The sequence below is a fragment of the Pseudomonas sp. RT6P73 genome, from assembly GCF_054897715.1.
This window is the reverse complement of sequence record NZ_JBUBUV010000002.1, coordinates 5246255-5268331: the sequence shown is the minus strand read 5'-3', so window position 1 is coordinate 5268331 and position 22077 is coordinate 5246255. Positions and strand designations below refer to the sequence as shown.

The following is a 22077-nucleotide window of genomic DNA, read 5'->3' as shown; positions in this document are numbered from 1 at the left end:
GACTCGCGTTAAACTGCGCGGGTTTTTAGCCCCCAATTCCACCGGAGCCTTCCATGTCCCGCGTTACCCTGAGTCGCTATTTGATTGAGCAGACCCGTAGCAACAACACCCCTGCCGATCTGCGTTTCCTGATCGAAGTGGTGGCGCGTGCTTGCAAGGAAATCAGCCACGCCGTATCCAAGGGCGCCCTCGGTGGCGTTCTGGGTAGCATGGGCACTGAAAACGTCCAAGGCGAAGTGCAGAAGAAACTCGACGTGATCTCCAACGAGATCCTGCTCGAAGCCAACGAATGGGGCGGTCACCTGGCCGGCATGGCGTCCGAAGAAATGGACAATGCCTACCAGATCCCGGGCAAATACCCGAAAGGCGCGTACCTGCTGGTTTTTGACCCGCTGGACGGTTCGTCGAACATCGACATCAACGCACCCGTCGGCACGATCTTCTCGGTGCTGCGTTGCCCGAGCGAATACCTGAGCCAGAACGAAGCCTTGAACGAAAAGGCCTTCCTGCAGCCAGGCACCCAGCAGGTAGCCGCCGGTTATGCCATCTACGGCCCGCAGACCATGCTGGTGCTGACCCTGGGCGATGGCGTGAAAGGCTTTACCCTGGACCGTGAAATGGGCAGCTTCGTACTGACTCACGAAGACATCACGATCCCGGAATCCACTCAGGAATTCGCGATCAACGCGTCCAACCAGCGTCACTGGGAAGCGCCGGTACAACGCTACGTTGGCGAATTGCTGGCTGGCGATGAAGGTCCGCTGAAAAAGAACTACAACATGCGCTGGGTCGCCGCGATGGTTGCCGACGTGCACCGTATCCTGACCCGTGGCGGTCTGTTCATGTACCCACGTGACAGCCGCGAGCCATCGAAGCCGGGCAAGCTGCGTCTGATGTACGAAGCCAACCCGATGTCGTTCCTGGTTGAACAGGCGGGCGGCGCCTCCACCGATGGTCACCAGCGCATCCTCGACATTCAGCCTGAAGGCCTGCACCAGCGCGTAGCGGTGTACCTCGGCTCGAAAGAAGAAGTTGCACGCGTCACGGCTTACCACAAGGAATAAACATGACCGCGCCCTGGCAGCCGTTGCTCGATTGGTGGTTCGGAACACTCGAATCCCCCAATGAGATAGCGGCTGACAAGGGCAAGTTATGGTTCGGCAAGCGCGACAGCCAGGACCTCGAAGCGCAGACGCGTTTCGGGGACTGGGTCGAGCAGGCACTGGCCGGCGGATTGACTGACTGGGCGCAACGCCCCGAAGGTTGGCTGGCTCTGGTGCTGCTACTCGATCAACTCCCGCGCATGATCTTTCGCGACACTCCCAAATCCTTTTCAGGCGATCTCAGGGCTCAGGCACTGGTGGCGCAAGGCATTGCTGCGGATTTCGATCGGCAGTTGCGGCCGATCCAGCGAGTGTTTATCTACCTGGTGTTTGAGCACTGCGAGAATCTGGCGGTACAGAATGAGGCGGTTTCGCGGTACATCGATCTGGTTGCACAGCAGCCGGAGGCGGATCAGAAGCTGTTTATCGATTATCTGAACTATGCCGAGAAACATCAGCGGGTGATTGCGCGGTTTGGGCGGTTTCCGCATCGCAATGCGGTGTTGGGGCGGGAGTCGACGGATGAGGAGTTGGCGTTTCTATCGGAGCCTGGTTCTCGCTTTTAGTTTTCAGCTGTAGCTGATGCCGCCATCGCCAGCAGGCTGGCTCCCACATTTGGTTTGTGTCGTTCACAAATCCCCTGTGGGAGCCAGCCTGCTGGCGATGGGGCCAGTGAAAGCAGCTTATATCCGGAAGCTGCCCACCAACTGCTTCAACCGCGCCGCTTGCTGTTCAAGATCAGCACACGCACGCAACGTCGACTGCAAGTTCTCCACGCCTTCCTGGTTCAATGTGTTTATCTCGGTGATGTCGACGTTGATCGACTCCACCACAGCGGTCTGCTCCTCGGTTGCTGTCGCCACCGACTGGTTCATCCCGTCGATCTCACCAATGCGCTGGGTCACGCTGCCAAGGCGTTCGCCTGCCTGGTTGGCGATGCCGACGCTGCTTTCGCTCTGGCGCTGGCTGTCGGTCATGGTGCTCACCGCTTCACGGGCGCCGACTTGCAGTTCCTCGATCATCTTCTGCACTTGCTGCGCCGAATCCTGAGTGCGGTGGGCGAGGTTGCGCACCTCGTCCGCGACCACGGCAAAACCACGTCCGGCTTCACCGGCACGGGCCGCTTCAATGGCTGCGTTCAATGCCAGCAAGTTGGTCTGCTGCGAGATGCTGGTGATCACTTCCAGAATCTGCCCGATGTTCACAGTGTTGCTGTTGAGTGTTTCGATGTTGCCGCACGAATCGCTGATCTTCGCCGAGAGCTGCTGCATCGCGGCGATGGTTTTATCCACCACTTGCTGACCGTCTTCGGCCAAGGCACGGGCGTCGCTCGAGTGTTGCGAGGCGAGGGCGGCGTTCTGGGCGATTTCCTGAGCGGCGGCGCCCAGTTCGTTGATCGCTGCAGCCACGCTGCTGGTGCGCGAGGCTTGCTGGTCGGAGTTGAACATCGACGAGTTCGAGGCTGCCACCACACGTAGCGCGACTTCGTTGACCTGGCCGGTGGCCGAGGACACTTCGCGAATCGACGTGTGAATACGCTCTACAAAACGGTTGAACGAGGTGCCCAGCGCACCGAATTCGTCCTGGCCGTGGATGGTCAGGCGTTTGGTCAGGTCACCTTCGCCTTCGGCGATGTCATGCATGGCGCGGCCCATGGTCAGCAGCGGCTGCATCAGGAAGCTGATCAGCATGCCCAGCAGCGCGATGATGATCACCACGGCGATGACCATGGCAATGATCGCCGAGGTGCGAAATTCGCTGAGCATCGAGAACGCGGTGTCCTGGTCCAGCACCAGCGCCACGTACCAGTCTGCCGACGGCACACCGTTGACGTGGGTGAAGGAAATGAACTGGGTCTTGCCGTCGAGCTCGACTTCTTTCATGCCCGGGCTGACTTTCGGCGCGCCGTTCGGGTAGGCCTCGGCGAGGCTCTTGAGCACCAGTTTGCTGTCCGGGTGGATCAGGATCTTGCCGTCGGCGCTGACGATGAACGCGTGGCCGTGACCGCCAAAGTTGAGCGAGTTGATGATCGCGCTGACGCTCGACAGGTCGATGTCCGCACCGGCGACGCCGATCATCTGGTTCTGATGCTGCACCGGCGTGGCCACGGTGATCACCAGTTTGCCGGATGAAGCGGCGATGTACGGTTCGGTGACGATGGTCTGTTGCGCACTGTTGGCTGCCTTGTACCAGCCACGGGCGCGGGGATCGTAGTCCGCCGCACGGTTGCCGGCCGGGACCGAGAACATCACGCCGTCAGTGCCACCGAAGTAGCTCAGCTGGAAGTTGCCGGTGTAGGCCGGCAAGTCGATGGCGCGCTTGAGGTTGGCGGGTGCACTGCCGTCCACGGCGATCTGCTGGGACAACGACTGCAGCAACTGCATGCGGCTTTCCAGCCAGGTCTGGATGTTGCTGGTGGTCAGGCTGCCGAGTTCCTGCATCGAGGATTCGGTACTGCTGCGCAAGGTCTGGCGCTGGCGGTAGTCGTTGAACAGGATAAAGCAGGCGAACGCAACGGCGACCACGAGGGCGGCCGCCAGCAGGATCTTGTGGCTGAATTTCATGTTTCTGGTCATTAAATGCACTACCGCGAAGGGGCTGGTCAGCGAGGGGCGTCAATTTGCCACAGTCGAGGGCTTTGCGCTGCCTCTATGTCGACAGGCCAGCACCAAAGATTAGGCATCTTTTGCGAAAAACGACGAAATACTCAACGGCACTGGAAAGTGGCTGATTTTTCGAAAAAAGGCAGACGAGCGGCCCGATAAATAGCCGGGGAGTCGGGGAACCAGATGGGGGTTTTCTCTTCTAAGCTTCAGCTTGGCAGCCATGCCATTCCCCTTCGCCCCAGGAGCTACACCATGTCGCTGCGATCTATCACCTTGCTCTCGTTCTGCGTGTTGTTGGCCGCATGCAGCAAGGTCAATCAGGAAAACTACTCGAAGCTGTCGGCCGGCATGCCCAAGGCAGAGGTTGAAACCTTGCTGGGTAAAGCCACTGATTGCTCGGGTGCGCTCGGCATGTCCAGTTGCACCTGGGGTGACAAGAACAGCTTTATCAGCGTGCAATACGCCGGTGACAAAGTACTGATGTTTTCCGGCCAAGGCCTGAAGTAATCCGGGGCTACGCGCCCACGGGAGAAAAACAATGAAGCGGTTATTGATACTCCTTTTTGCCAGCCTGGTATTGGCTGGCTGCGCCACTTCTGGCGATGATCCGTTGGCACCGAAAACCGTCAACAGCGTCAATCTCAAGAAATACCAGGGCACCTGGTACGAGCTGGCTCGACTGCCGATGTATTTTCAGCGCAACTGCGCACAATCCGAAGCCCACTACACGCTCAAGCTTGACGGCAACGTGTTGGTGCTGAACCGCTGCCTGACGGCGGATTGGCAATGGGAAGAAGCCAAGGGCGTGGCTTATCCGCAAGTGCCGGGCAAGACCGACAAATTGTGGGTCGAATTCGATACCTGGTTCTCACGATTGCTGCCGGGTGTGGCGAAGGGAGAATACTGGGTGCTGTACGTCAGCGACGATTACAAGACCGCCATCGTGGGTGACCCGAGCCGCAAGTATCTGTGGCTGCTGTCGCGGACGCCGACGGTTAACGGTGTAGTGCGTGAAGAACTGCTGAGCAAGGCGCGTCAGCAAGGCTACGACACCACGCGATTGATCTGGCGCGCGTCGGATACGCAGATGGCCAAGACTTCGAACTAGCAGTCGCCGAAGATTAAAACTGTGGGAGCGAGCCTGCGCGCGATAGCGGACTGTCAGTCAACATCCTTGTTGAAGCTGATGACCCTATCGCTAGCAGGCTAGCTCCCACATTTATTTTGTGTCAGCCGAGGAGATCGCGCAGGACCTGGGTGAACGCGCGGTTGCTTTCTTCTTCGGCGGCATGCCGCCCGTCACGCACCACCCACTGGCCATTGACCAGCACGTCCCGCACCTGACGATCGCCACCGGCAAACAACCAACGATTGAGAATCCCGTCACCACTGGCCGTGGCCAGGTACGGATCGTTGCCGTCCAGCACCAGCCAGTCCGCACGTTTGCCGACTTCCAATGCACCAATCGGCTGACCCAGCGCCTGAGCGCCGCCATCCAGCGCGGCGTCGTACAGTGTGCGGCCGACCATCGGCTGATCCGCGCCATACAAGCGATTACGCCGTTGATCGCGCAGCCGCTGGCCGTATTCCAGCCAACGCAATTCTTCCACCACGCTCAATGACACATGGCTGTCGGACCCGATGCCCATACGTCCGCCCTGTGCGAGGAACTCCACCGCCGGGAAAATCCCGTCGCCAAGGTTGGCTTCGGTGGTCAGGCACAGACCGGCGATGGCGCGACTCTTGGCCATCAGCGTGACTTCTTCCGGGTTGGCGTGGGTCGCGTGGACCAGGCACCAGCGCTGGTCGACCTCGGTGTTTTCGTACAGCCATTGCAGCGGACGACGGCCGCTCCAGCTCAGGCAGTCATCGACTTCCTTCTGCTGTTCGGCGATATGAATGTGCACCGGGCACTGCTTGTCGCTGGCCGCCAGTACTTCGCTGATCTGCTGCGGTGTGACCGCGCGCAACGAGTGGAAGCACAAGCCCAGCGACTGCGCCGGTTGCTGCGCCAGGATCGGCTGCAAACGCGACTGAAGATTGAGGTAATTTTCGGTGCTGTTGATGAAGCGGCGCTGACCGTCATTCGGGGGCTGGCCACCGAAACCTGAATGGCTATACAGCACCGGCAACAGGGTCAGGCCGATACCGGCGGAGCTGGCAGCCTGGCTGATACGCAGCGCCAGCTCGGCCGGGTCTGCGTATGGTTGGCCAGAGGTGTCATGGTGTACGTAATGAAATTCCGCGACCGAGGTGTAACCGGCCTTGAGCATTTCGATGTACAGCTGACGGGCGATCACGCCGAGTTGATCCGGGCTGATTTTTCCGACGAGGCGATACATCAGATCGCGCCAGGTCCAGAAACTGTCGTTGGGATTACCCGCCACTTCCGCTAGCCCGGCCATGGCTCGCTGGAAGGCATGGGAGTGCAGATTCGGCATGCCCGGCAGCAGCGGACCGCTCAGCTGTTCGGCGCCATCTGCGTGGGAATCGGCCTGGAGATGGGTCAACACGCCATCGGCGCTGACCTCAAGACGTACATTGTTGGCCCATCCACTAGGCAGCAGCGCGCGTTCGGCAAAGAAAGCGGACATGGTTCAGCACCCCATCGTGTGTTATTTGTATATACATATACAGACGTTTGCCTGCTCGGTAAACTCCGGCAAGCTAGCAACCTCTATCAAATGACGAAGGATTAACCGTGCCGACTCCGCCCCCAGTGTCACCGTTGGCCGCGAACATGGGCGACAGTCCGGCGCCCTTGTACGCCCGCGTCAAACAGATGATCACCCAGCAAATCGACAGTGGAAACTGGCCGCCGCACTACCGCGTTCCGTCGGAAAGCGAGCTGGTCAGCCAACTGGGTTTCAGCCGCATGACCATCAACCGCGCCCTGCGCGAGATGACCGCCGACGGTCTGTTGGTGCGCATGCAAGGTGTCGGTACGTTCGTCGCCGAACCGAAGAGCCAGTCGGCGCTGTTTGAAGTGCACAACATCGCCGACGAAATCGCCTCCCGTGGTCATCGCCACACGTGCAAGGTGATCACCCTCGAAGAAGAGGCTGCCGGTTCCGAGCGTGCCCTGGCCCTGGACATGCGCGAAGGCCAGAGGGTTTTCCATTCGCTGATCGTGCATTTCGAAAACGATATTCCGGTGCAAATCGAAGACCGTTTCGTCAACGCGCTGGTGGCGCCGGACTACCTCAAGCAGGACTTCACCCTGCAAACGCCTTACGCCTACCTGAACCAGGTCGCGCCGCTGACTGAGGGCGAGCACGTGGTTGAGGCGATTCTGGCCGAGGCCTCCGAGTGCAAATTGCTACAGATTGAAAAGGGCGAGCCGTGCCTGCTGATCCGCCGTCGCACCTGGTCTGGTCGTCAGCCGGTGACCGCCGCTCGTTTGATTCACCCTGGTTCCCGTCATCGTCTGGAAGGACGCTTTCATAAATGAGTAGTTTGAAGGTTTTACGCGCCGTTGATTACCCGCGCATGCCGTGGAAAAACGGCGGCGGCAGCACTGAAGAAATCACCCGTGATGCGGGTACCGGCCTTGATGGTTTCGGCTGGCGCCTGTCGATTGCCGATATTAGTGAGTCGGGCGGCTTTTCAATGTTCGCCGGTTACGAGCGCGTGATCACCGTGCTGCAGGGCGACGGCATGACCTTGCGCGTCGATGGCCAGGACACGCCTCCGTTGTTACCGCTGGACCCGTTTGCGTTCAGTGGCGAGAGCCAGGTGTCCTGCACCTTGCTCGGCGGGCCGATTCGCGATTTCAACCTCATTTATGCGCCGCAGCGTTACGACGCGCGATTGCAGTGGCTGGACGGCGAGCAGCGGTTTTTCAGTTCGGCCGGGACTGTGCTGGTGTTTAGTGTCAGCGAAGCGCTTGAAGTGAAGGTCGGTAACAGCACCCAGCAATTGGGTCGTCATGATTGCCTGCAACTCGTCAAGAACACCGGCCTGCTGGAAGTCTTCAGCAAAGGCTCGTGCTGTGTGATCGAGCTGATCGCGCGCTGATCCAGAATCCTTTCGCGGGCAAGCCTCGCTCCTACAGGATTGTGCGTTATTCACGAACGACACCAACCCTGTAGGAGCGAGGCTTGCCCGCGAAGCTTTTCGCTACTCATACCCGTTCCAAATCGCGCACCACTTTGTTACCGAACGCCCCAGCGTGTCGCAAAATCACGCACACGTAACAGATGTTTCCCCTCCGCAAAATCCCCCGCGAAAAATTTCATCTTCGCCAAACCCCTTGATTCAAGGGCCTTCCAGCGTTCCAAAAACTTTTCTTGAACATCCACCCAACAAGTTGGCCGCTTGATTGCATATGCTTGTATGTACAAGTAAAGACGTATGCGTATGAGTCGATCGAGACTCCTCGCAACGTCCACTGATTCGCTTGTGTCGCTTTGACGCGCACAGGCTGGCTTACCCACCGCCAGGGTTGGTTTGGATTGATCGCTGAGGAGTCTTTTTCGTGACTGACAATACCCAGAAACCTACTACCGCCTCTTTTACAAAACGCCGTGATGTTGAAATCCGCGCTGCCCGCGGTAACAAGCTGACCGCCAAAAGCTGGCTGACCGAAGCGCCGCTGCGCATGCTGATGAACAACCTCGACCCGGAAGTCGCCGAGAACCCTAAAGAACTGGTGGTTTACGGTGGTATCGGTCGTGCGGCGCGTAACTGGGAATGCTACGACAAGATCGTCGAAAGCCTGACCAACCTGAACGACGATGAGACCCTGCTGGTGCAATCCGGCAAGCCGGTCGGCGTGTTCAAGACCCACACCAATGCACCGCGCGTACTGATCGCCAACTCCAACCTGGTGCCACACTGGGCGAGCTGGGAACACTTCAACGAACTCGACGCCAAAGGCCTGGCCATGTACGGCCAGATGACCGCCGGCAGCTGGATCTACATCGGCAGCCAGGGCATCGTCCAGGGCACCTACGAAACCTTCGTCGAAGCCGGTCGCCAGCACTATAACGATGACCTGAAAGGTCGTTGGGTCCTGACCGCAGGCCTCGGCGGCATGGGTGGCGCTCAGCCTCTGGCCGCGACCCTGGCCGGTGCTTGCTCGCTGAACATCGAATGCCAGCAGGTCAGTATCGATTTCCGCCTGAACAGCCGCTATGTCGATGAGCAAGCCACCGACCTCGACGACGCGCTGGCCCGCATCGCCAAATACACCAAAGAAGGCAAAGCGATTTCCATCGCACTGCTCGGTAACGCGGCGGAAATCCTGCCGGAACTGGTCAAGCGCGGCGTGCGCCCGGACATGGTCACCGACCAGACCAGCGCCCACGACCCGCTCAACGGTTACCTGCCGGCTGGCTGGACCTGGGAAGAGTACCGCGCTCGCGCCAAGACCGAGCCTGCTGCCGTGGTGAAAGCTGCCAAGCAATCGATGGCCGTGCACGTTAAAGCGATGCTCGAATTCCAGAAAATGGGCATTCCGACCTTCGACTACGGCAACAACATCCGTCAGATGGCGCAAGAAGAAGGCGTGGAAAACGCGTTCGACTTCCCAGGCTTCGTACCGGCTTACATCCGTCCGCTGTTCTGCCGCGGCATCGGTCCATTCCGTTGGGCTGCACTGTCGGGCAACGCTGAGGACATCTACAAAACCGACGCCAAGGTCAAAGAGCTAATCCCGGACGACGCGCACCTGCACAACTGGCTGGACATGGCGCGCGAGCGCATCAGCTTCCAGGGTCTGCCGGCACGTATCTGCTGGGTTGGCCTGGGCCTGCGCGCCAAGCTCGGTCTGGCGTTCAACGAAATGGTGCGTAGCGGCGAGTTGTCCGCGCCAATCGTGATCGGTCGCGACCACCTGGACTCCGGTTCTGTTGCCAGCCCGAACCGCGAAACCGAATCGATGCAGGACGGCTCCGATGCCGTGTCCGACTGGCCACTGCTCAACGCCCTGCTCAACACCGCGAGCGGCGCGACCTGGGTTTCCCTGCACCACGGCGGCGGCGTCGGCATGGGCTTCTCCCAGCACTCGGGCATGGTGATTGTCTGCGACGGTACTGACGAAGCGGCCGAGCGTATCGCTCGCGTACTGCACAACGACCCGGCGACCGGTGTCATGCGTCACGCCGATGCGGGTTACCAGATCGCGATCGACTGCGCCAAGGAACAAGGGCTGAACCTGCCGATGATTACCGGTAAATAAAAAACCGGGTCACCTTGATTGGGTGGGCCCGACGCAAAACCTGTAGGAGCGAGGCTTGCCCGCGAAGGCGTCTTTTCTGACACACCGCGGTTCGCGGGCAAGCCTCGCTCCTACAGGGGATCACACCAACACCGAATAACAATCCACAGAGGTTGAACTATGGCTGTCCAAGACGATCGTGCAGGCAGTAAACCGTTGATCGAGACACGCTCGATCGACTACATCCCGGAAGCGGAAAGACACGGTCGTCTGTTTAGCCAGTTCACCCTGTGGATGGGTGCCAACCTGCAAATCACCGCGATTGTCACCGGGGCCTTGGCCGTGGTGCTGGGCGGTGACGTGTTCTGGTCGTTGATCGGTCTGCTGATCGGTCAATTGCTCGGCGGCGGCGTGATGGCGTTGCATGCGGCGCAAGGGCCCAAGCTTGGCCTGCCGCAGATGATCTCCAGCCGGGTGCAGTTCGGCGTGTATGGCGCGGCAATTCCGATCGTGCTGGTGTGTTTGATGTACCTCGGCTTCACCGCCACCGGTACGGTACTTTCCGGTCAGGCGCTGGGTCAGTTGTTTGGTGTCAGCGACAGCGTAGGCATTCTGATTTTCGCCAGTGTCATCGTGCTGGTCACCGTGCTCGGTTATCGGGTGATCCATTGGATTGGTCGGGTTGCCAGTGTCATTGGGGTGATTGCCTTTGTGTATCTGTTCGCGCGACTGATGAGCCAGACCGACGTTGGCGCACTCCTGCAAATCCGTCACTTCAGCTGGAGCAGCTTCCTGCTGGCGGTGTCGCTCGCGGCGTCCTGGCAGATCGCTTTCGGCCCTTACGTGGCTGACTATTCACGCTACCTGCCGAGCAAGACGTCCTCGGTGAAAACCTTTTTCGCTGCGGGCGCGGGTTCGGTGATTGGCGCACAAGTGGCGATGATCCTCGGCGTGTTTGCCGCCGCTTCGGCCAACGGCCAATTCGCCGGCCATGAAGTGGCCTACATTGTTGGTCTGGGCGGGACCGGTGCCACCGCTGCGCTGCTGTACTTCAGCATCGCATTCGGCAAGGTCACCATCTCCACGTTGAACTCTTACGGCAGCTTCATGTGCATCGCGACCATCATCAGCGGTTTCCGTGGTGAGCTGAAGGTCACGCGCTTGCAGCGTCTGGTCTTCGTGCTGGTCATCGTCGGTGCGGCGACCCTGATGGCGTTGCTCGGCCAGCACTCGTTCCTCGGTGCGTTCAAGTCCTTCATCCTGTTCCTGCTGGCGTTCTTCACGCCATGGAGCGCGATCAACCTGGTGGACTACTACTGCATTACCCGCGAGCGCTATGACGTGCCGGCGCTGTCCGATCCGAACGGTCGCTACGGCCGCTGGAACGTCCTCGGTATCAGCGTCTATGTGTTCGGTGTGGTGGTGCAGTTGCCGTTCATCTCCTCCAAGTTCTATACCGGTCCGCTGGTGGCCGCTCTGGGTGATGTGGATATTTCCTGGATCATCGGTCTGGTGCTGCCCGCAGCCCTGTATTACGTGTGCGCAAAAAAATGGCACGGCTCGGTACCCGATCACCTGATTCTGCCGGTCGAGCAGGACAGTGTTGTGCAACCTATAACAAGCGGGGCTGGTCGCGCTGCGGCGCAGGCCTGATTGGACGTGGACAGGGCTGGATGCCTCTTGACTGCCGTAAGCCAATTCATGATTAGGAGCGTCACTACAATGAAATCGAACAAGACCCTGCTGACCACATTGCTTTCCATGGGCCTGCTCGCCAGTGCCGGCGCCACCCAGGCTGCGGGTTGGTGCGAGTCGGGCAAACCGGTGAAGTTTGCCGGACTGAACTGGGAAAGCGGCATGCTGCTGACCGACGTGATGCAAATCGTGTTGGAGAAGGGCTACGACTGCAAGACTGACAGCCTGCCGGGCAACTCCATCACCATGGAAAACGCCCTGAGCAGCAACGACATTCAAGTGTTTGCCGAAGAGTGGGTCGGCCGCAGCGAAGTCTGGAACAAGGCGGAGAAGGCCGGCAAAGTTGTCGGTGTCGGCGCTCCGGTCGTTGGCGCAATCGAAGGCTGGTACGTGCCGCGCTACGTGATCGAAGGCGACGCCAAACGCAAGCTGGAGCCCAAGGCCCCGGACCTGAAAGCTATCGCCGATCTGGGCAAATACGCCGCCGTGTTCAAGGACCAGGAAGAGCCTGCCAAGGGCCGTTTCTACAATTGCCCGGCCGGTTGGACTTGTGAGCTGGACAACAGCGAAATGCTGAAGAGCTACGGCCTGGAAAGCACCTACACCAACTTCCGCCCAGGCACCGGCCCGGCGCTGGATGCCGCAGTGCTGTCGAGCTACAAGCGTGGCGAGCCGATCCTCTTCTACTACTGGTCGCCAACCCCGCTGATGGGCCAGGTGGACCTGGTCAAACTTGAAGAAAAGCCAGGCGTGGACAAAAGCGTGACCATCAAGGTTGGCCTGTCCAAGACCTTCCACGAACAAGCCCCGGAACTGGTGGCCGTGCTGGAAAAGGTCAACCTGCCGATCGACCTGCTCAACCAGAACCTCGGGCGTATGGCCAAAGAGCGGATCGAGTCGCCAAAACTGGCCAAGATCTTCTTGAAGGAACATCCTGAAGTCTGGCACGCGTGGGTGAGCGAAGACGCAGCCAAGAAAATCGACGCGGCCTTGTAGGTTGGGCCTCTCCGGCTGCCCTGAGTGGCAGTCGGATGCTTGATCGCAACCCCTTGATTGAGAGTCTCTTATGTTTCCCGAAAGCTTTACCTTTTCCATCGCCGACTGGGTCAACGGTTGGGTCGATTCGCTGGTCACCAACTACGGCGACGTGTTCCGCAGCATCTCCGACACCCTGCTGTGGGCCATCGTCAATCTTGAAGGGCTGCTGCGTGCGGCGCCCTGGTGGCTGATGCTCGCCATCGTGGCGGGCGTTGCCTGGCACGCGACCCGCAAAGTCGTGACCACCGCCGTGATCGTCGGCCTGTTGTTCCTGGTGGGCGCGGTCGGGCTCTGGGACAAGCTGATGCAGACCCTGGCGCTGATGATGGTCGCGACGGTCATTTCGGTGCTGATCGGCATCCCGCTGGGCATTCTCTCGGCACGCAGCAATCGCCTGCGTTCGGTGCTGATGCCGTTGCTGGACATCATGCAGACCATGCCGAGTTTCGTGTACCTGATCCCGGTGCTGATGCTGTTCGGCCTGGGCAAGGTCCCGGCGATTTTCGCCACCGTGATCTACGCCGCACCACCGCTGATCCGCCTGACTGATCTGGGCATTCGCCAGGTCGATGGCGAAGTGATGGAAGCGATCAACGCCTTTGGTGCCAACCGCTGGCAGCAACTGTTTGGCGTGCAACTGCCGCTGGCCCTGCCGAGCATCATGGCCGGGATCAACCAGACCACCATGATGGCCCTGTCGATGGTGGTGATCGCCTCGATGATCGGTGCCCGTGGCCTGGGTGAAGATGTGTTGGTGGGGATTCAGACCCTCAACGTCGGACGTGGCCTTGAAGCCGGTCTGGCGATCGTGATTCTGGCAGTGGTTATCGACCGCATTACTCAAGCGTACGGTCGGCCACGGCATGAGGTGAGCAAATGAACAACGAAGCCATCAGCAAAATCGAAGTCAAAAACGTCTTCAAGATTTTCGGCAACCGTTCCAAGGACGCGCTGGGCATGATTGGCCAGGGCAAAACCAAGGATCAGGTGCTGGCCGAGACCGGCTGCGTGGTCGGCGTCAACGACTTGTCCCTGAGCATCGGCACCGGCGAGATCTTCGTGATCATGGGCCTGTCAGGTTCCGGCAAATCGACCCTGGTGCGCCACTTCAACCGCCTGATCGACCCGACCAGCGGCGCGATCCTGGTGGACGGCGTGGACATCCTGCAATACGACATGGAAGCCCTGCGCGAATTTCGCCGGCACAAGATCAGCATGGTGTTCCAGAGCTTCGGCCTGCTGCCGCACAAGACCGTGATGGACAACGTCGCCTACGGCCTGAAAGTGCGTGGCGAGACCAAGCAAATGTGCTCCGAGCGTGCGCTGCACTGGATCAACACCGTGGGCCTGAAGGGTTACGAAAACAAATACCCGCATCAGCTCTCGGGCGGCATGCGTCAGCGTGTGGGCCTGGCCCGCGCCCTGGCGGCAGACACCGACATCATCCTGATGGACGAAGCGTTCAGTGCACTCGATCCGCTGATCCGCGCCGAGATGCAGGACCAGTTGCTGGAGCTGCAAAAGACCCTGCACAAGACCATCGTCTTCATCACCCACGACCTTGATGAGGCGGTGCGCATTGGTAACCGCATTGCGATTCTCAAGGACGGGCGTCTGATTCAAGTGGGTACGCCGCGAGAGATCCTGCATTCGCCGGCGGATGAATATGTCGACCGGTTCGTGCAGCGCCGGGCTGCGGTGGTTTAGATAAATTTGCGGAGGCTGTCCCGGCCCTTTCGCGGGCAAGCCTCGCTCCTACAGGTTTCACATTTGCCGCACAAATGTGGGAGCGACACAAAACCTGTAGGAGCGAGGCTTGCCCGCGAAGAGGCCGGTGAAGCTGCATCAATTTTAAGGTTGTACGCACGAGGTCAATGATGTCCCAGGCTGAAAAAATCGTTATCGCCGACGCCCTGTTGCGTTGGCAGGATGTGGTTGCCGTCGCCCGCCATGGCGCACAGCTTGAGCTGTCGCCGCAGACCTGGGCGCGCATCGAAAACGCCCAGGCCATCGTCCAGCGCATTGTCGCCAGCGGCGAACGCGCTTATGGCGTCAACACCGGCCTCGGTGCGCTGTGCAACGTCTCGCTCAAAGATGAACAACTCAGCCAACTGTCGCGCAACACCTTGCTCAGTCACGCCTGTGGCGTTGGCGCTCCGCTGGCCGACGAGCAGACTCGCGCGATCATGTGTGCGGCAATCCGCAATTACAGCCACGGCAAATCCGGCATTCATCGTCGAGTGGTCGAAGCGCTGCTGGCGTTGCTCAATCGCGGCATCACCCCGCAAGTGCCGTCCCAGGGTTCGGTCGGTTACCTGACCCACATGGCGCACGTCGGCATCGCGCTGCTGGGCGTTGGCAATGTGAGTTATCGCGGGCAGATCGTTTCCGCACAGCAAGCTTTGGCCGAAGAAGGTCTGCAGCCGGTCCAGCTCGGCGCCAAAGATGGTTTGTGCCTGGTTAACGGCACACCGTGCATGACCGGTCTCAGTTGCCTGGCGATTGCCGATGCCACGCGCCTCGTGCAATGGGCCGACGTGATCGGTGCGATGAGCTTCGAAGCCCAGCGCGGCCAGATCGCGGCGTTCGATGCCGAGATCATCGCGCTCAAGCCGCACCCGGGCATGCAGCAGGTCGGCATCAACCTGCGGGCGCTTTTGGATGGGAGTGAAGTGATTGCCGGCAGCAAAGGCATTCGCACGCAGGATGCGCTGAGCATCCGTTCGATCCCGCAGGTTCACGGCGCCGCTCGCGATCAGCTTGAACACGCCAGAACGCAGATCGAAACCGAACTCAACTCGGTCACCGATAACCCGATGCTGCTGGGCACGCCGGATAATTTCCGGATCATGTCCCAGGCCAACCCGCACGGCCAGTCAGTGGCCTTGGCGGCTGACTTGCTGGCCATCGCCATGGCCGAAATCGGCTCCATCGCCGAGCGTCGTCTGGACCGCTTGATCAACCCGCACGTCAGCGGTTTGCCGGCCTTTTTAGTGGCCAACCCGGGAGTGAATTCCGGGATGATGATCGTCCAGTACGTCGCCGCTTCGCTGTGCGCAGAAAATCGCCAGTTGGCGCAACCGGCCGTGCTCGACAACTACGTCACTTCTGGCCTGCAGGAAGACCACTTGAGCATGGGCACCAACGCGGCGCTGAAGCTGCATCGTGCGCTTGAAAACTGCACGCAGATTCTTGCGATCGAATATTTGCTGGCGGCTCAGGCATTTGAATTTTTGAAGGAACAACGCTTCGGTGCCGGCACCGATACTGCCTGGCGTCTGCTGCGCGAACGCGTTCCGGCCTACGATCAGGACCGCTGGCTGGCACCTGATATCGCCGCCGCTGCCGGCGTGTTGAAAGACCCGATTTTGCTGCACAAGGCGTTACCGAACCTCAACTGATTTCTACACAAAAACCAGCGTGCCAAGGCGCGGCTCCCCAAAAGCGAGACGCGACGGACAACGGATATCTCCGGAGCGTCTGGTGAGTTCATAACAAACTCTCAAAAGGAGCACAAAATGACTGCGCTTAACCTTATTCCCGGCCAACTGAGCCTTGCCCAACTGCGTGATATCTATCAGCAGCCGGTCAAAATCACCCTCGACAACAGCGCCTCGGCCCAGATCGAAGCCAGCGTTGCCTGCGTGGAACAGATCCTCGCCGAGAACCGCACCGCCTACGGCATCAACACCGGTTTCGGCCTGCTGGCCTCGACCCGCATCGCCAGCGAAGACCTGGAAAACCTCCAGCGTTCGCTGGTGTTGTCCCACGCCGCCGGTGTCGGCGAGCCGATCAGCGATGCGTTGGTGCGGTTGGTCATGGTGCTCAAGGTCAACAGCCTGAGCCGTGGTTTTTCCGGCATTCGCCGCGTCGTGATTGACGCGTTGATCGCACTGATCAACGCCGAGGTTTACCCGCACATTCCATTGAAAGGTTCGGTCGGTGCCTCCGGCGATCTGGCGCCTTTGGCCCATATGTCGCTGGTGTTGCTGGGCGAAGGCAAGGCTCGCTACAAAGGCGAGTGGATGGAAGCGACCGAAGCGCTGAAAATCGCCGGTCTGACCCCGCTGACCCTGGCGGCGAAAGAAGGTCTGGCACTGCTCAACGGCACTCAGGTGTCGACCGCTTATGCGCTGCGCGGTCTGTTCGAAGGTGAAGATCTGTTTGCCGGTGCTGTGGCAATTGGTGCCCTGACGGTCGAAGCGGTACTGGGCTCGCGCTCGCCGTTCGATGCGCGCATCCACGCCGCCCGTGGCCAGAAAGGCCAGATCGACGCCGCTGCCGCTTACCGCGACCTGCTGGGCGAGCGCAGTGAAGTCTCCGACTCGCACCAGAACTGCGAAAAGGTTCAGGACCCGTACTCCCTGCGCTGCCAGCCACAAGTCATGGGCGCCTGCCTGACTCAATTCCGTCAAGCTGCCGAAGTGCTGGCCGTCGAAGCCAACGCGGTTTCCGACAACCCGCTGGTATTCGCTGCCGAAGGCGACGTGATCTCCGGCGGTAACTTCCACGCCGAACCGGTGGCCATGGCCGCTGACAACATGGCACTGGCCATCGCTGAAATCGGTTCCCTGAGCGAGCGCCGTATCTCGCTGATGATGGACAAGCACATGTCGCAATTGCCGCCGTTCCTGGTGGCCAATGGCGGCGTGAACTCCGGTTTCATGATCGCCCAGGTGACCGCTGCGGCACTGGCCAGCGAGAACAAGGCGTTGTCCCATCCGCATTCGGTGGACAGCTTGCCGACGTCGGCGAACCAGGAAGACCACGTCTCCATGGCGCCAGCTGCCGGCAAGCGTTTGTGGGAAATGGCCGAAAACACTCGCGGCGTTTTGGCGGTGGAATGGTTGGCGGCCGTTCAGGGGCTGGATTTGCGCGAAGGTCTGAAGACCTCGGCGAAGCTGGAAAAGGCTCGCGGGATTCTGCGTAACGAAGTGCCGTTCTATGAGAAGGATCGCTTCTTTGCGCCGGACATCAATGCGGCGACCGAGCTTCTGGCGACGCGTTGCCTGAACGAGCTGGTTTCGGCCAAGCTTTTGCCGAGCCTGTGATGTACTCATCGCCAGCAGGCTGGCTCCCACAGTTGTATTGCGCATCCCTGTGGGAGCCAGCCTGCTGGCGATTCGATTTTGAATAATGTGGAGACTACGGGATGAAAACTCTCTGGCAACACTGCCACGTCGCAACCATGGCGCAAGGCGTCTACTCGAGCATCGAGGATGCGGCCATCGTGACGTCCGGTGCGCACATTGAGTGGGTCGGCCCGCGCAGTGAACTGCCAGCGGGCGAGTACCCGGCCGTCAACGACTTGAAAGGGGCCTGGGTTACCCCGGGCCTGATCGACTGCCACACCCATACGGTGTTCGGCGGTAACCGCAGCGGTGAATTCGAACAGCGCCTGCAAGGCGTCAGCTACGCGGAAATCGCGGCGGCCGGTGGCGGCATCGCCAGCACCGTGCGCGCCACCCGCGCAGCGACCGAAGACGAGCTGTTCGCCAGCGCCGCCAAGCGTCTGAAGAGCTTGATGCGCGACGGCGTGACCACGGTCGAAATGAAATCCGGCTACGGCCTGGACCTGGTCAGTGAACGCAAGATCCTGCGGGTCATTCGCCGCCTCGGCGCCGAACTCCCGGTCAGCGTACGCAGCACCTGCCTGGCCGCTCACGCGTTGCCACCGGAATACGCGGATCGCGCCGACGACTACATCGATCACATCTGCGCTGAAATGCTCCCGTCCCTGGCCGCCGAAGGGCTGGTGGATGCGGTGGACGCGTTCTGCGAATACCTGGCGTTTTCGCCGGCACAGGTCGAACGCGTCTTCATCACCGCACAAGAACTGGGCTTGCCGGTGAAACTGCACGCCGAGCAACTGTCATCGCTGCACGGTTCGAGTCTGGCGGCGCGCTACCATGCACTGTCGGCCGATCATCTGGAGTTCATGACCGAAGACGACGCCATCGCCATGGCCAAGTCCGGCACCGTCGCGGTGCTGCTGCCCGGTGCTTTCTACTTCCTGCGTGAAACCCAGTTGCCGCCGATGGATGCCCTGCGCAAACACGGTGTGAAAATCGCCATCGCCAGCGATCTCAACCCGGGCACTTCACCGGCGCTGTCGTTGCGCTTGATGCTGAACATGGCCTGCACCTGTTTCCGCATGACCCCGGAAGAAGCCCTGGCCGGTGCAACCATTCACGCCGCCAACGCGTTGGGCATGGCCGACACCCATGGTTCGCTGGAAACCGGCAAGGTCGCGGATTTCGTGGCCTGGCAAATCGATCGTCCCGCCGACCTGTCGTACTGGCTGGGCGGTGACCTGGAAAAACGCGTCGTGCGTCACGGCATCGAAACGAGCGTTTAGGAGAGCAGTTGTGGATAAGGTTCTGAACTTCAAACAAGGCCGCGTGCCGCTGCTGATCAGCATGCCCCACGCCGGTCTGCGCCTGACTCCGGCGGTCGAAGCCGGGTTGATCCCCGATGCACGCAGCCTGCCGGACACCGACTGGCACATCCCGAAGCTGTATGAATTCGCCGCCGAACTGGGCGCAAGCACGCTGGCTGCCGAATATTCGCGATTTGTCATCGACCTGAACCGCCCGTCTGACGACAAGCCTTTGTATGTCGGCGCGACCACCGGTTTGTATCCGGCGACGCTGTTCGACGGCATTCCATTGTTTCGCGAAGGGATGGAACCGTCGGCGGTGGAGCGAGCGACGTATCTGGAGCAGGTGTGGACGCCGTATCACACCACGTTGCAGAACGAGCTGGCGCGACTGAAAGCCGAGTTCGGCTACGCGCTGCTGTTCGATGCGCATTCGATCCGTTCGATCATCCCGCACCTGTTCGACGGCAAGCTGCCGGACTTCAACCTCGGCACCTTCAACGGCGCCAGTTGCGATCCACAGTTGGCCACTCAGCTGGAAGCGATCTGCGCGCGTCACGGCGATTACAGCCATGTGCTGAACGGACGCTTCAAGGGCGGCCACATCACCCGGCATTACGGCAACCCGGCGGAAAACATACACGCGGTGCAACTGGAGCTGGGGCAGTGCACGTACATGGAAGAGTTCGAGCCGTTCCGCTATCGCCCGGACCTGGCCGGGCCGACGCAAGTGGTGCTCAAGGAATTGCTGCAAGGCCTGCTGGCCTGGGGCCAAAAGCACTACAACGCATAATCCCTGTGGGAGCGAGCCTGCTCGCGATGACGGAGTGTCAGTCGACGCAAGTGTTGTCTGACCCACCGCCATCGCGAGCAGGCTCGCTCCCACATGGAACAGTCGCCACCGTGCAAATCTCGGTCGCTACAGTTCGCTTTTACCCTCTCGCTGCTGCGTAATGTTCTGGACACGGTGCATCAAGACACCGGGCCCACAATAATTCTGCCGCACGAGACCATCCCCAATGAAAAGACTGTTCACCCGCTGTCTCTCAATCCTCTGCGGCACCGCTCTCCTTAGCACCAGCGTCCTGGCCAGCGACGACGCGTCTTGCAAGGCCGTGCGCATGGGCGTGGTCAACTGGACCGACGTGATCGCCACCAGCGGCGTGGCTGACGTATTGCTCAACGGCCTCGGCTACGAAAGCAAGCAAACCAGCGCCGTGCAGCAAATCATCTTCGCCGGCATCCGCGACAAACGCCTCGATATCTTCCTCGGTTACTGGAAACCGGCGATGGACAAAAATATCGCGCCGTTCGTGGCCGCCAATCAATTGAAAGTCATGGACAAACCGAGCCTAGCCGACGCTCAGGCGACCCTCGCCGTACCGGAGTACGTCGCCGAAGCGGGCCTGAAAACCTTCGCCGACATTGCCAGATTCAAGGACAAGCTCGGGGGCAAGATCTACGGCATCGAGCCGGGCAGCGGTGCCAACACCACCATCAAGACCATGATCGAGACCAATCACTTTGGCTTGAAGGACTTCAAGCTGATCGAGTCCGGTGAAGCCGGCATGCTGGCCGCCGTTCAGCGGGCGGTGAATCGCAAGGAGTTCGTGGTGTTCGTCGGCTGGACCCCGCACCCGATGAACATCAACATGAACATCGCCTACCTGACTGGCAGCGAAGACGTTTATGGCCCGAACGAAGGCGCGGCGACCGTCTCGACCGTGACCTCCCCCGACTATGCCGAACGTTGCCCGAACGTGAATCGCCTGCTGGAAAACCTGACCTTCACCGCGGCCCAGGAAAGCCAGCTGATGGTGCCGATCATGGAGCGCAAGACGCCTCAGGACGTTGCCCGGCAATGGCTGCGTGATCATCCGGAAGATCTTCAGCGCTGGCTGGCGGGTGTCACCAGTTTTGATGGCAAGGATGGCGTAGCCACCGTTCAGGCCAGTTTAAAAAACTGATCATCATTATTTGGGCGATTACTGTGCTGTGGCGAGGGAGCTTGCTCCCGTTGGGTTGCGAAGCAGCCCCCAAAATCTACGACCGCTACGCGGTCGAACGGGAGCAAGCTCCCTCGCCACAGAACCGGGCTCCAATCCCAAACCGCTGAACTGACTGGCACCAGACTCATGACTCCTTACCCGATTTCTGAACAGATGACGGCATTCGTCGAGAGAACCGTCAGTTTCAACAGCACCGACAGCAGCCTCAACGGCCTGCGTCAGGCTTATAGCGAAATGTGCCGGGCGTTCACCCCGCCACGTCCCGCCGGGCTTTACGTGGTCGATTTCGAGTTGGCCGGTGTGCCGGTGCGCTCCTATCAACCGCCAGTTTCACCACCGACCGCCGGTGCCCCGTGCATCGTGTACCTGCATGGTGGCGGTTGGGTGGTGGGGGATCTGGATTCCCACGACTTCATTTGCGCTGAACTCGCGTCGACACTTGGCGTGCTGGTGATCGCCGTTGATTACCGATTGGCACCGGAGCATCCGTTTCCGGCGGCGTTCGATGACTGCCTGCGCGTCTGGCGCGCGCTGCGATCCGGACCTTTTCGGCTTGACCCCGAGCATACGCTGGTGGCGGGGGACAGCGCCGGTGGCAACCTTGCCGCTGCGCTTTGTCTGGCGCTGCGGGATGCCGGCGAGCCGTTGCCGGCGGCGCAGGTCCTGATCTATCCGGGGTTGGGCGGTGATAACCAGCTGCCGTCGCGCAGCGAATGCATCGACGCGCCGTTGCTCGCCAGCAGCGATGTCGACTGTTATCACGCCCTGTACTTGCGCGGCTCCCGACAGCCGGGGGCCTATGCCTTGCCGTTGCTCGCCGGACACTTCGGCGGACTGCCGCCGGCATTAATCGCTGTGGCGCAATTTGACCCGCTACGCGATGACGGTGTGCTCTACGCCGAGCAGTTGCAGGCCGCTGGCGTGCCCGTCGCTCTTTATTACGGTGAGGGGCTGGTTCACGGGTGTTTGCGGGCTCGGGGCCAGGTCGCCGAGGTCGACTTGCTCTATGAAACGCTGCTCGGGTTTTTGGCTGACAAAACATGACGCTGCAAGGGGCATGCTCATTGGCGTAATTCGGGTTTATGAT

Annotated in this window: 20 protein-coding genes and 1 pseudogene; 17 read left to right on the top strand and 4 right to left on the bottom strand. The window is 60.3% G+C overall.

Going from position 1 to position 22077, the window contains the following annotated elements; translation table 11 throughout:
• Positions 1 to 53: 53 nt before the first annotated feature.
• Entirely contained in the window at positions 54 to 1064 is a 1011-nt protein-coding gene (locus ACYZT6_RS24360; RefSeq protein ID WP_131061248.1) for a class 1 fructose-bisphosphatase, read from the top strand.
• A 2-nt stretch (positions 1065 to 1066) separates the two neighbouring features.
• On the top strand, positions 1067 to 1669 hold the full coding sequence (locus tag ACYZT6_RS24355; RefSeq protein ID WP_462028956.1) for a DUF924 family protein: 603 nt from the start codon (positions 1067 to 1069) through the stop codon (positions 1667 to 1669).
• A 117-nt stretch (positions 1670 to 1786) separates the two neighbouring features.
• On the opposite strand, the gene ACYZT6_RS24350 is transcribed toward ACYZT6_RS24355, so the two are convergent.
• From ACYZT6_RS24350 to ACYZT6_RS24340, 3 genes and pseudogenes are all read right to left on the bottom strand, one after another.
• Positions 1787 to 2551: a methyl-accepting chemotaxis protein gene (locus tag ACYZT6_RS24350; RefSeq protein WP_370694726.1), complete on the bottom strand. Its 765-nt coding sequence runs from the start codon at positions 2549 to 2551 to the stop codon at positions 1787 to 1789.
• A gap of 93 nt (positions 2552 to 2644) precedes the next feature.
• Positions 2645 to 3667: pseudogene (locus ACYZT6_RS24345) on the bottom strand (HAMP domain-containing protein); the annotation flags it as partial.
• Between the two features lie 111 nt (positions 3668 to 3778).
• Entirely contained in the window at positions 3779 to 3931 is a 153-nt protein-coding gene (locus ACYZT6_RS24340) for a hypothetical protein (protein ID WP_462028955.1), read from the bottom strand.
• Positions 3932 to 3961: 30 nt separating this feature from the next.
• Here ACYZT6_RS24340 and ACYZT6_RS24335 point away from each other — a divergent pair, with 30 nt between their 5' ends.
• Positions 3962 to 4216, top strand: a complete 255-nt coding sequence (locus ACYZT6_RS24335; RefSeq protein WP_462028954.1) for a hypothetical protein — start codon at positions 3962 to 3964, stop codon at positions 4214 to 4216.
• 31 nt (positions 4217 to 4247) lie between these two features.
• The gene (locus tag ACYZT6_RS24330) at positions 4248 to 4817 is read left to right on the top strand and encodes a lipocalin family protein (RefSeq protein WP_462028953.1); all 570 of its coding nucleotides are present in this window, start codon (positions 4248 to 4250) and stop codon (positions 4815 to 4817) included.
• A gap of 121 nt (positions 4818 to 4938) precedes the next feature.
• Here the strand turns inward: ACYZT6_RS24330 and ACYZT6_RS24325 are convergent, their stop codons facing one another.
• On the bottom strand, positions 4939 to 6303 hold the full coding sequence (locus tag ACYZT6_RS24325) for a formimidoylglutamate deiminase (RefSeq protein ID WP_462028952.1): 1365 nt from the start codon (positions 6301 to 6303) through the stop codon (positions 4939 to 4941).
• 146 nt (positions 6304 to 6449) lie between these two features.
• Between ACYZT6_RS24325 and hutC the strand changes: the two genes are divergently transcribed.
• From hutC to ACYZT6_RS24260, 13 genes are all read left to right on the top strand, one after another.
• On the top strand, positions 6450 to 7160 hold the full coding sequence (gene hutC / locus ACYZT6_RS24320) for a histidine utilization repressor (RefSeq protein ID WP_154505298.1): 711 nt from the start codon (positions 6450 to 6452) through the stop codon (positions 7158 to 7160).
• Positions 7157 to 7726, top strand: a complete 570-nt coding sequence (locus ACYZT6_RS24315) for a HutD/Ves family protein (protein WP_462028951.1) — start codon at positions 7157 to 7159, stop codon at positions 7724 to 7726. Before hutC ends, ACYZT6_RS24315 begins: the two co-directional genes overlap by 4 nt.
• Positions 7727 to 8186: 460 nt before the next feature.
• A complete protein-coding gene (gene hutU / locus ACYZT6_RS24310) occupies positions 8187 to 9890 on the top strand; it encodes a urocanate hydratase (RefSeq protein ID WP_462028950.1) in 1704 nt (567 codons plus the stop codon).
• 159 nt (positions 9891 to 10049) lie between these two features.
• Positions 10050 to 11522 (top strand): purine-cytosine permease family protein, encoded by a 1473-nt coding sequence (locus ACYZT6_RS24305; RefSeq protein ID WP_462028949.1) that lies wholly within the window; start codon positions 10050 to 10052, stop codon positions 11520 to 11522.
• Between the two features lie 69 nt (positions 11523 to 11591).
• Positions 11592 to 12560 (top strand): ABC transporter substrate-binding protein, encoded by a 969-nt coding sequence (locus ACYZT6_RS24300; protein ID WP_438658884.1) that lies wholly within the window; start codon positions 11592 to 11594, stop codon positions 12558 to 12560.
• A gap of 70 nt (positions 12561 to 12630) precedes the next feature.
• The gene (locus tag ACYZT6_RS24295; protein WP_053153259.1) at positions 12631 to 13482 is read left to right on the top strand and encodes an ABC transporter permease; all 852 of its coding nucleotides are present in this window, start codon (positions 12631 to 12633) and stop codon (positions 13480 to 13482) included.
• On the top strand, positions 13479 to 14309 hold the full coding sequence (locus ACYZT6_RS24290) for a quaternary amine ABC transporter ATP-binding protein (protein WP_462028948.1): 831 nt from the start codon (positions 13479 to 13481) through the stop codon (positions 14307 to 14309). The genes ACYZT6_RS24295 and ACYZT6_RS24290 overlap by 4 nt, the downstream gene beginning before the upstream one ends.
• 170 nt (positions 14310 to 14479) lie before the next feature.
• Complete coding sequence (hutH, locus tag ACYZT6_RS24285; protein ID WP_462028947.1) at positions 14480 to 16003, top strand: histidine ammonia-lyase; 1524 nt, start codon at positions 14480 to 14482, stop codon at positions 16001 to 16003.
• A gap of 117 nt (positions 16004 to 16120) precedes the next feature.
• Entirely contained in the window at positions 16121 to 17653 is a 1533-nt protein-coding gene (gene hutH / locus ACYZT6_RS24280; protein ID WP_461978655.1) for a histidine ammonia-lyase, read from the top strand.
• A 101-nt stretch (positions 17654 to 17754) separates the two neighbouring features.
• The gene (hutI, locus tag ACYZT6_RS24275) at positions 17755 to 18960 is read left to right on the top strand and encodes an imidazolonepropionase (protein WP_462028946.1); all 1206 of its coding nucleotides are present in this window, start codon (positions 17755 to 17757) and stop codon (positions 18958 to 18960) included.
• A gap of 10 nt (positions 18961 to 18970) precedes the next feature.
• Positions 18971 to 19774 carry an N-formylglutamate deformylase gene (gene hutG / locus ACYZT6_RS24270; RefSeq protein ID WP_462028945.1) on the top strand — a complete coding sequence of 268 codons (804 nt, stop codon included), beginning with the start codon at positions 18971 to 18973 and terminating at the stop codon, positions 19772 to 19774.
• A 226-nt stretch (positions 19775 to 20000) separates the two neighbouring features.
• On the top strand, positions 20001 to 20948 hold the full coding sequence (locus ACYZT6_RS24265; protein ID WP_462028944.1) for a choline ABC transporter substrate-binding protein: 948 nt from the start codon (positions 20001 to 20003) through the stop codon (positions 20946 to 20948).
• A gap of 168 nt (positions 20949 to 21116) precedes the next feature.
• Positions 21117 to 22034 (top strand): alpha/beta hydrolase, encoded by a 918-nt coding sequence (locus ACYZT6_RS24260; protein ID WP_462028943.1) that lies wholly within the window; start codon positions 21117 to 21119, stop codon positions 22032 to 22034.
• The last annotated feature ends 43 nt before the right edge of the window (positions 22035 to 22077 follow it).

What these genes read in the sequence shown, in the direction of transcription:
- ACYZT6_RS24360 (WP_131061248.1), top strand. Translation starts at nt 54, where the DNA reads ATGTCCCGCGTTACCCTGAGTCGCTATTTGATTGAGCAGACCCGTAGC.
- ACYZT6_RS24355 (WP_462028956.1), top strand. Translation starts at nt 1,067, where the DNA reads ATGACCGCGCCCTGGCAGCCGTTGCTCGATTGGTGGTTCGGAACACTC.
- ACYZT6_RS24350 (WP_370694726.1), bottom strand. Translation starts at nt 2,551, where the DNA reads ATGTTCAACTCCGACCAGCAAGCCTCGCGCACCAGCAGCGTGGCTGCA.
- ACYZT6_RS24340 (WP_462028955.1), bottom strand. Translation starts at nt 3,931, where the DNA reads ATGGCTGCCAAGCTGAAGCTTAGAAGAGAAAACCCCCATCTGGTTCCC.
- ACYZT6_RS24335 (WP_462028954.1), top strand. Translation starts at nt 3,962, where the DNA reads ATGTCGCTGCGATCTATCACCTTGCTCTCGTTCTGCGTGTTGTTGGCC.
- ACYZT6_RS24330 (WP_462028953.1), top strand. Translation starts at nt 4,248, where the DNA reads ATGAAGCGGTTATTGATACTCCTTTTTGCCAGCCTGGTATTGGCTGGC.
- ACYZT6_RS24325 (WP_462028952.1), bottom strand. Translation starts at nt 6,303, where the DNA reads ATGTCCGCTTTCTTTGCCGAACGCGCGCTGCTGCCTAGTGGATGGGCC.
- hutC (WP_154505298.1), top strand. Translation starts at nt 6,450, where the DNA reads ATGGGCGACAGTCCGGCGCCCTTGTACGCCCGCGTCAAACAGATGATC.
- ACYZT6_RS24315 (WP_462028951.1), top strand. Translation starts at nt 7,157, where the DNA reads ATGAGTAGTTTGAAGGTTTTACGCGCCGTTGATTACCCGCGCATGCCG.
- ACYZT6_RS24305 (WP_462028949.1), top strand. Translation starts at nt 10,050, where the DNA reads ATGGCTGTCCAAGACGATCGTGCAGGCAGTAAACCGTTGATCGAGACA.
- ACYZT6_RS24300 (WP_438658884.1), top strand. Translation starts at nt 11,592, where the DNA reads ATGAAATCGAACAAGACCCTGCTGACCACATTGCTTTCCATGGGCCTG.
- ACYZT6_RS24295 (WP_053153259.1), top strand. Translation starts at nt 12,631, where the DNA reads ATGTTTCCCGAAAGCTTTACCTTTTCCATCGCCGACTGGGTCAACGGT.
- ACYZT6_RS24290 (WP_462028948.1), top strand. Translation starts at nt 13,479, where the DNA reads ATGAACAACGAAGCCATCAGCAAAATCGAAGTCAAAAACGTCTTCAAG.
- hutH (WP_462028947.1), top strand. Translation starts at nt 14,480, where the DNA reads ATGTCCCAGGCTGAAAAAATCGTTATCGCCGACGCCCTGTTGCGTTGG.
- hutH (WP_461978655.1), top strand. Translation starts at nt 16,121, where the DNA reads ATGACTGCGCTTAACCTTATTCCCGGCCAACTGAGCCTTGCCCAACTG.
- hutI (WP_462028946.1), top strand. Translation starts at nt 17,755, where the DNA reads ATGAAAACTCTCTGGCAACACTGCCACGTCGCAACCATGGCGCAAGGC.
- ACYZT6_RS24265 (WP_462028944.1), top strand. Translation starts at nt 20,001, where the DNA reads ATGAAAAGACTGTTCACCCGCTGTCTCTCAATCCTCTGCGGCACCGCT.
- ACYZT6_RS24260 (WP_462028943.1), top strand. Translation starts at nt 21,117, where the DNA reads ATGACTCCTTACCCGATTTCTGAACAGATGACGGCATTCGTCGAGAGA.